The organism is Synechococcus sp. BA-120 BA3, assembly GCF_034931285.1.
Classification (GTDB): domain Bacteria; phylum Cyanobacteriota; class Cyanobacteriia; order PCC-6307; family Cyanobiaceae; genus Cyanobium.
Map to the genome: position 1 here is coordinate 1 of NZ_JAYGHZ010000339.1, position 6,416 is coordinate 6,416.

Annotated in this window: 12 protein-coding genes; 5 read left to right on the forward strand and 7 right to left on the reverse strand. The window is 69.2% G+C overall.

Translation table 11 applies throughout. The features are described from left to right. Window positions 1-107 precede the first annotated feature (107 nt). Together VB737_RS13970 and VB737_RS13975 are read left to right on the forward strand one after the other, a co-directional pair. Complete coding sequence (locus tag VB737_RS13970) at window positions 108-746, forward strand: DUF938 domain-containing protein (protein WP_500313842.1); 639 nt, start codon at window positions 108-110, stop codon at window positions 744-746. Between the two features lie 48 nt (window positions 747-794). Then, window positions 795-1,061 (forward strand): YciI family protein, encoded by a 267-nt coding sequence (locus tag VB737_RS13975; RefSeq protein ID WP_500313844.1) that lies wholly within the window; start codon window positions 795-797, stop codon window positions 1,059-1,061. Between the two features lie 11 nt (window positions 1,062-1,072). Here the strand turns inward: VB737_RS13975 and VB737_RS13980 are convergent, their stop codons facing one another. Together VB737_RS13980 and VB737_RS13985 are read right to left on the reverse strand one after the other, a co-directional pair. Further along, window positions 1,073-1,513, reverse strand: coding sequence for a c-type cytochrome (locus tag VB737_RS13980; protein WP_500313846.1), 441 nt, complete (start codon window positions 1,511-1,513; stop codon window positions 1,073-1,075). Then, complete coding sequence (locus VB737_RS13985) at window positions 1,510-1,872, reverse strand: AbrB family transcriptional regulator (protein WP_216909975.1); 363 nt, start codon at window positions 1,870-1,872, stop codon at window positions 1,510-1,512. The genes VB737_RS13980 and VB737_RS13985 overlap by 4 nt, the downstream gene beginning before the upstream one ends. 103 nt (window positions 1,873-1,975) lie before the next feature. Between VB737_RS13985 and VB737_RS13990 the strand changes: the two genes are divergently transcribed. After that, window positions 1,976-2,452, forward strand: a complete 477-nt coding sequence (locus VB737_RS13990) for a GNAT family N-acetyltransferase (RefSeq protein ID WP_500313848.1) — start codon at window positions 1,976-1,978, stop codon at window positions 2,450-2,452. Between the two features lie 18 nt (window positions 2,453-2,470). Continuing rightward, a complete protein-coding gene (locus VB737_RS13995; protein WP_500313850.1) occupies window positions 2,471-3,028 on the forward strand; it encodes a Nif11 domain/cupin domain-containing protein in 558 nt (185 codons plus the stop codon). Here VB737_RS13995 and VB737_RS14000 read toward each other — a convergent pair. From VB737_RS14000 to VB737_RS14020, 5 genes are all read right to left on the reverse strand, one after another. Next, entirely contained in the window at window positions 3,009-3,470 is a 462-nt protein-coding gene (locus VB737_RS14000; protein ID WP_500313851.1) for a phosphate-starvation-inducible PsiE family protein, read from the reverse strand. The two genes, VB737_RS13995 and VB737_RS14000, sit on opposite strands and share 20 nt — an antisense overlap. Beyond that, window positions 3,470-3,739, reverse strand: coding sequence for a hypothetical protein (locus VB737_RS14005; protein ID WP_500313853.1), 270 nt, complete (start codon window positions 3,737-3,739; stop codon window positions 3,470-3,472). The genes VB737_RS14000 and VB737_RS14005 overlap by 1 nt, the downstream gene beginning before the upstream one ends. 76 nt (window positions 3,740-3,815) lie before the next feature. Next, a complete protein-coding gene (locus VB737_RS14010) occupies window positions 3,816-4,157 on the reverse strand; it encodes a hypothetical protein (RefSeq protein ID WP_500313854.1) in 342 nt (113 codons plus the stop codon). 9 nt (window positions 4,158-4,166) lie between these two features. Continuing rightward, a complete protein-coding gene (locus VB737_RS14015; RefSeq protein WP_500313856.1) occupies window positions 4,167-4,604 on the reverse strand; it encodes a YkvA family protein in 438 nt (145 codons plus the stop codon). Window positions 4,605-4,700: 96 nt separating this feature from the next. Then, the gene (locus VB737_RS14020) at window positions 4,701-5,621 is read right to left on the reverse strand and encodes a sigma-70 family RNA polymerase sigma factor (protein ID WP_254948933.1); all 921 of its coding nucleotides are present in this window, start codon (window positions 5,619-5,621) and stop codon (window positions 4,701-4,703) included. Between the two features lie 219 nt (window positions 5,622-5,840). Here VB737_RS14020 and VB737_RS14025 point away from each other — a divergent pair, with 219 nt between their 5' ends. Further along, on the forward strand, window positions 5,841-6,329 hold the full coding sequence (locus VB737_RS14025) for a DUF2214 family protein (RefSeq protein ID WP_216922671.1): 489 nt from the start codon (window positions 5,841-5,843) through the stop codon (window positions 6,327-6,329). The last annotated feature ends 87 nt before the right edge of the window (window positions 6,330-6,416 follow it).

Consider the following 6,416-nt stretch of genomic DNA (forward strand, 5'->3'; position numbering starts at 1 on the left):
GCCTCAGAGGGCGGGAGCGCAGGCGCCCAGGGCCAGGGCCAGCAGCAGGACGGCGAGCAGGGTAGGGACAGACATGGCCTTGGGGCATCTGCCCCCATGATGGGCCGATGGATGCCGATGCCCTGCCGTTCTCGCCCGCCTGCCTGCGCAACCAGGAGCCGATCCTGACGCAGCTGCGCCGCTGGCTGGCCCCCGGCGCCCGGGTGCTGGAGGTGGGCTCGGGCAGCGGTCAGCACGCCATCCACATGGCCCGCCATCTGCAGGGGGTCCGCTGGCAGCCGAGCGAGCGCCAGGAGGCCCTGGCCGGCCTGGTCGCACGCATCCGCCAGGAGGGCGGGGAGGGTCTGGCCCCGGGGGCGCAGGTGGCAGCTCCGCTGCTGCTGGATGTGACCCAGACCCACTGGCCCGCCGGCCCCTTCGGGGCGGTGTTCACCGCCAACACGCTGCACATCATGCCGGCGGCGGCCGTGCCCCACCTGTTGGCCGGTGGCGCCCGGGTGCTGGCCGCTGACGGCCTGCTGGTGATCTACGGCCCGTTCCGCTACGGCGAGCGCCACACCGCCGCCAGCAACGAGGCCTTCGACGCCCACCTGCGCCACCTGGATCCGGCCATGGGGGTGCGCGACGCCGAGTCGATCGCGGGCCAGGCCGCCGGCCTGGGGCTGCACCTGCAGGCCGATGAACCGATGCCCGCCAACAACCGGCTGCTGGTGTTCCAGAAAAGCGCCGAGGGGCGCGGGGGATGAAAGGCTGAAGGGCGTTCACTCCGACCCGGCGGCCGCCGCCGTTCGCCCATGAAATTCGTCCTCTGGGGCACCTACTGCGCCGACGTGCTGGAGCGCCGCACCCCCTACCGGGAGGAGCACCTGGCCGGACTGAAGCGCCAGAAAGAGGAGGGCGTGCTGGTCACCCTGGGCCCCACAGCCGACACCCGCTTCGTGTTCGGGATCTACGAGGCCGAAGACCAGGAGGCGGTGGAGCGCCTCGTCAAGGGGGACATCTACTGGCGGCAGGGCATCTGGACCGCCGTGGAGATCCATCCCTGGATCCAGGCTTTCTGAGGAGCGGCGGCTCAGGCGCGCGGCCAGCCATCGAGGGCCTGCTGCCACACCCAGGCCGCCACCGCCTCCGGGCCGCCCTCGCCAAGAGACCCGGCATAGCCGCCCATCTGGCCGACGCCAGTGGCGGCGACGGCGGCGATGGCTTCCGGGGAGGCGACGCCGTTGCGCTCCAGGGCCGCCAGCTTCAGGGTCTTGCCGCGGCGGATGATGTTGCCCCCCTGCAGGTGGCAGCCGGCGCAGTGGGCGGCGAACAGGGAGCCGCCCTCCTCGAGCGCGCTCACCCTGAGGACACCCCCTGCGCTGCCATCGGCCTCAGGCCCGGAGGGCTCGGGCATCGCCGCTTCCAAGGCGAAGGCCGGCCAGGGAAAACCGAGGGCGGCCGGCGGCACAATCAGGCCCAGAAGCAGCAACAGGGCCACCAGGAACGACACCAGGCGACGCCAGGAAATCAATCCTCCTCGTCGGCGCTGCCGGCCGGGATCAGACGGATCTGCTTGCGGCCGAGCTTGATCTCGAACTCATCGCCGGGCTTGAGATCCAGCATGGCGGTGTAGGCCTTGCCGATGAGGAGGTTACCGTTGCCCTGCACGGTGGCCACATAGCTGAGCTTGCGCCCGCCCTTGCCCACCTTGCCGGCCGCACCGAACTCGACGCCTTTGGCCTCGAGCAGGGCCTCGTAGAAGGCGGTGAAGTTCAGGCGCTCGGCGCCATCCTTCTTGGTGGAAACATAGCCACAGGCGCGCACGATCTCGGACTTGCCGACATCGCCGAGCTCCTTGACCTTGGCCAGCAATTCCGATCCAGTCAGCATGGTATGTACGTGGAGGCAGGTGAGAGGTTAGAGATAAAACATACACCAGCGCGATCAGCCTTCCGCCGATAGCGGCCACAATCAATGCACAACCACCGCCTCGATGCAGCCGATCCGTCCGCTCCGGCCCGATGATTGCCATCAGCTGATCGCCGTTTATCACGAAGCGGTCATCAGCCAGGCCGGGAACCTCTACAGCCCGTCGCAGATCGAGGCCTGGTCGCAACAGGCCGGTCGCCATGATGACTTCCGGTTGTCATTGCTACGCGGCCACGGGTTGGTGAGCTGCGCCCACCACGACGACACGATCATCGAGGCGTTTGCCCTCCTTGATCCTGCCGACCGGCTCTCCCTGCTCTACTGCCGGGGCCGCTCCAGTCGCCAGGGCCGGGCCAGCGCCCTGCTGGAGGCCCTGGAACAGCACGCCCGCTCCCGGGCGGTCGCACGGCTGCGCACCGAGGCCAGCCAGCTCTCGCGCCCCCTGCTGGAGCGGCGTGGCTGGGTGGTGGACGCCGAGGAGACGGTGACGCTTGGCGGCGTCGCCTTCCTGCGCTGGCGGATGGGCAAGGATCTGCTCTGACGCCACCCAGCCGCACCCATGGCCGAAGCCCAGCTGCAGCAGTTCCTGGAGAAGGTGCGCCAGCTCAACGCCTTCGTGGCCCTGAGCGAGGCCGACCCCGCCCTGCGTCAGGCCCTGCGCGACTGCGGCGACCACCACCAGGTGGTGGCCCTGGCCCGCTCCCGCGGCTTCGAGATCGGCCGCCGCTGGGGGGAGGCGCCCCCAAGGCCCGCGGACGACGCGACGGATGGCGCAGGGGATGGCGGGGCCTCCCTGGTGCGCAGCCCATGCCCCGCCGATGGGGAGGAGGTGACCACCGTGCTGTTGCAGACCCCGCAGCTGCGGCTGGAGCGGATTCATTCGTGCAACGCCCGCAGCCCCGAGGGCTTCTGGTACGACCAGTCAGAGCATGAATGGGTGCTGCTGCTGCAGGGGAGTGCCCGGCTGCAGTTCGCCGATGAGGCCGAACCCCGTGCCCTCGGCTGCGGTGAGGCCCTGCTGATCCGTGCGGGCCGTCGGCACCGGCTGCTGGCGAGTGACCCGTCACCTGGAACGATTTGGCTGGCCCTCTTCTGGCCTAGGGCTCCAGCTTGCTGACTTCCCGCTCATGGACCCGGCGGACCATCCAGAAGGCCGCCGCCAGGCACAGCACCGCCACCCCCAGGCCCACCACCAGCATCGGTTTGTTCTCCGCGTTCGGGGGCAGCACGATCACCTTCCGGGCCACGGCAGTGATTGCCGTGAGCAGCACCAGCTCGATCTGCACCACGTGGCGGCGCAGATAGGAGGTGATGTTCTGCAGCACCTCGATGGCGATCAGCAGGTTGAGCAGATCCCCCAGCACCTCGATGAGCCCTTGACCCTCCCAGCGGACGCCGCGATTGAGGATCTGGACGAAGAGCTCCACGGAGAACTTCAGGGCGGCCACCACCAGCACGAGAAAGAGCATCACGGCCAGCAACTTGGCCACCAGGCGCTCGCCCCGGTCGATCAGCTGCAGGAATGGCTGGTCCTGGAAAATCCGCTGCAGACGTCGCATCAGTTCTTGAAGGGCTGGAAGTTCGGCTGGGCCGGGGTGTCGCTGGGGGGATTTTCGATCACCGTGTCGCAGGTGACGGAGCCATCCGGCCCGGTGACGCAGTTGGTGGGCTTGATCTGGGTTTCCGGGCCCACATTGCCACCGCGCCTGAGCATGAAGGACTCCACCTGGGCCTGGGCCGCGGCGGTGAAGCAGAGACCGCCGGCAAGGGCGGCGGCGGCCCGCAGGGAGCAGGGAAGGGCTCGGTGGAGGAGAGCGGAGGCGTTCATGGCGGGGGCGTCGGCGGAGGCCGCGGCATCGTTCAGACCCCACTCTGGGGGCTGGTCGCCAGCCCCGCCAGCTCGTTCAGCCGCCGCCGTCCGCCCGGATTTCCTGCAGCAGCAGGTCCAGCTGTCCCATCGAATCCTCCAGCAGGCCGTCATCTGCCGCGGGGCCGGCCGCATCACCGGGCTGCTCGGAAAGCCAGCTGGCCTCGATGGCGCAGAGCCGCTCGGCCAGCCCGGCGGCTCCCTGGTGGATCCAGATGCGGTGCAGTTCGGCGATCAGCACGGGCATGCGGATCGAGCCCGCCCGCAGGGCCCGGCGCAGGTCGGACTGGGTGCGGCCGCTGAGGCGCAACCAGTCTTTGAGGAGGCTCTGCAGCTCGTCGAGCTGCTCCGGGCTGAGGGTGGGGGCGGTGGCGGGCATCCCCGGACGCTACCCCTGCCGGCGGGACAGGGGGAACCAGCGATCGAGCCGGCCCTGGGCCCGGGCGCGGATCGCCGGGGTGCGATGGGTGCTGCATAGCCCCAGCAGGGCGGTGAGGGCCACCATGTCGTCGCTGAAGCCGGCGGCCGGGATGAAATCGGGGATCACATCGAGGGGCAGCAGCAGGTAGGTGAGGGCCGCCAGCACCGTCAGCCGCACCTGGGGCGGTGTGGCGCCATCGAGCAGCAGCTCGAGGCACTCGAAGGCGGGGCGGGCGATGGTACGGCCTGCCCGGCGCAGCAGCCGCACCAGCAGGGCCTCGTCGACCACCGAACTCTCCAGCACCTCGGCATCGACGGGGTCCTGGCCGGCGCCGCTCTGGTCAGAGGCGGCCTGGTCAGCGAAGGCTTGGTCAGCGAAGGCAGTGGCCGAAGGGGCACCAGCCATGGCGATCTGCTCGGGGAGGGGAACACGCCACAGGTAGGGCGTCAGGCCATTCTGCGGGCGCCGGCAGCGGAAGCACGAGGGGCGGATCCCCCACCATCACTCCTCCACCAGGCCGCTCTCGATGCCGGTCTTGCGCAGCTTGCGCAGGGCCCGCTGCACCACCTGGCGGCAGTACTCACGGCTGCACTCCAGCTGCCGGGCCACCTCGGCCAGGGTGCGCCACTCGTGGCTGCCGTCGAGCCCGAAGCGCAGCATCACCACGGTGCGTTCCTTGGGGGTGAGGTTGGACTTCTCCAGCAGCGTCCAGACGGAGGCGGTGCGCTCGGCCTGCTCGGCCCGCTCCATCGGCGCCGGCTCGTTGCTGGGCAGGACGTCGACCAGCTCGGAGGGATCGGCCTTGGAGCGCACGGCCCCCTGCAGGCTCACGGTGACGCTGCGCAGCTCACAGCCCAGCAGATCCTCCACCTCGGCCACGGGCAGACCCATGGCGGTGGCCAGCTCGGCGGCGTTGGGGGAGGAGCCGTGGGACTGGAGATGGCGCGCCTTGGCGGCCCGCAGCCGGGTGAGCTTCTCGTTGACGTTGACCGGAATGCGGATCGTGCGGCTCTGGGTGGAGAGGGCCCGGTTGAGGCCCTGACGGATCCACCAGTAGGCATACGTGCTGAATCGGTGACCGCGGGTAGGGTCGAACTTCTCGACCGCGCGCGTCAGGCCGATGGTCCCTTCCTGGATCAGGTCAAGCAGATCCAGACCCTTGCCTTGATAACGCTTGGCGAGGTTGACGACGAGCCGCAGATTGGCTGTCACCATTTGCTGTTTTGCGCGCTCCCCGGTGCGCAGGGTGCGCTTCTCGAGATCATCGAAATCGCAGGCAGGGCCGCTGCCACCGGCCTGGGCGCAACGTTCGTTGAGGCTCACCATCGCCTGCACTTTCCGCCCGAGCGTCAGCTCCTGCTCAGGGGTGAGCAGTTGATGGCGGCCAATCTCGCCGAGAAAGGCACTGAGGGAGCTCGCCATAGAGCATCTGAATCGCTCTGTCGAACCTAGGGTTGTTTCCGGATGTTCCTGAAACGAACAGAATGCCTTCAGTGTTTCGTTGCGGCTTCCACATACGACGCCTTCAATCGCCCGCTGTTTCCATAATTTGTGCTGATTTCCTCCTTCCAGCTCCGTCCCGCTTTCCCGGCGACCGGTAGCCAGCCGCTACCGTCCGGGTCGATCACCTGACACCAGCCGATGGCCGGGCTTCTCTCCATCCCCTCCGAGGTGCTCTCCAGCGCCGGAGTGGCCTACGTCCACTACCTCAGCTTCATGGTCTGCTTCGGCGCCCTGGTGCTGGAGCGGCGCCTGATCCGGCCCGACCCTGACCGCAAGGACGCGATCCTGATGGTGATCACGGACGTGACCTACGGCCTGGCCGCCCTGGGGGTGCTGCTCAGCGGCATCCTGCGGGTGCTCTATTTCGGCCAGGGCTCCAGCTTCTACACCGAGAACCCCCTGTTCTGGTGGAAGGTGGGCACCTACCTGGCGGTGGGCGGCCTCTCCCTGTACCCCACCATCACCTACATCCTCTGGGCCATTCCCCTGCGCAAGGGGGAGCTGCCGAAAGTGAGCGAGGCCCTGGCCAACCGCCTGCGCTGGGTGCTCAACATCGAGCTGGCGGGCTTCGCCGCCATTCCCCTGATGGCGGCCCTGATGGCCCGCGGCGTCGGACTGGCGGGCTGATGGGCCGGCGCTGGCCGCTCGGCCTGGTGCTGGCCGGTGCCGTGGCCGCCATGCTGCTGCCGGTGCTGGCGGGCCCCCGTCCAGAGG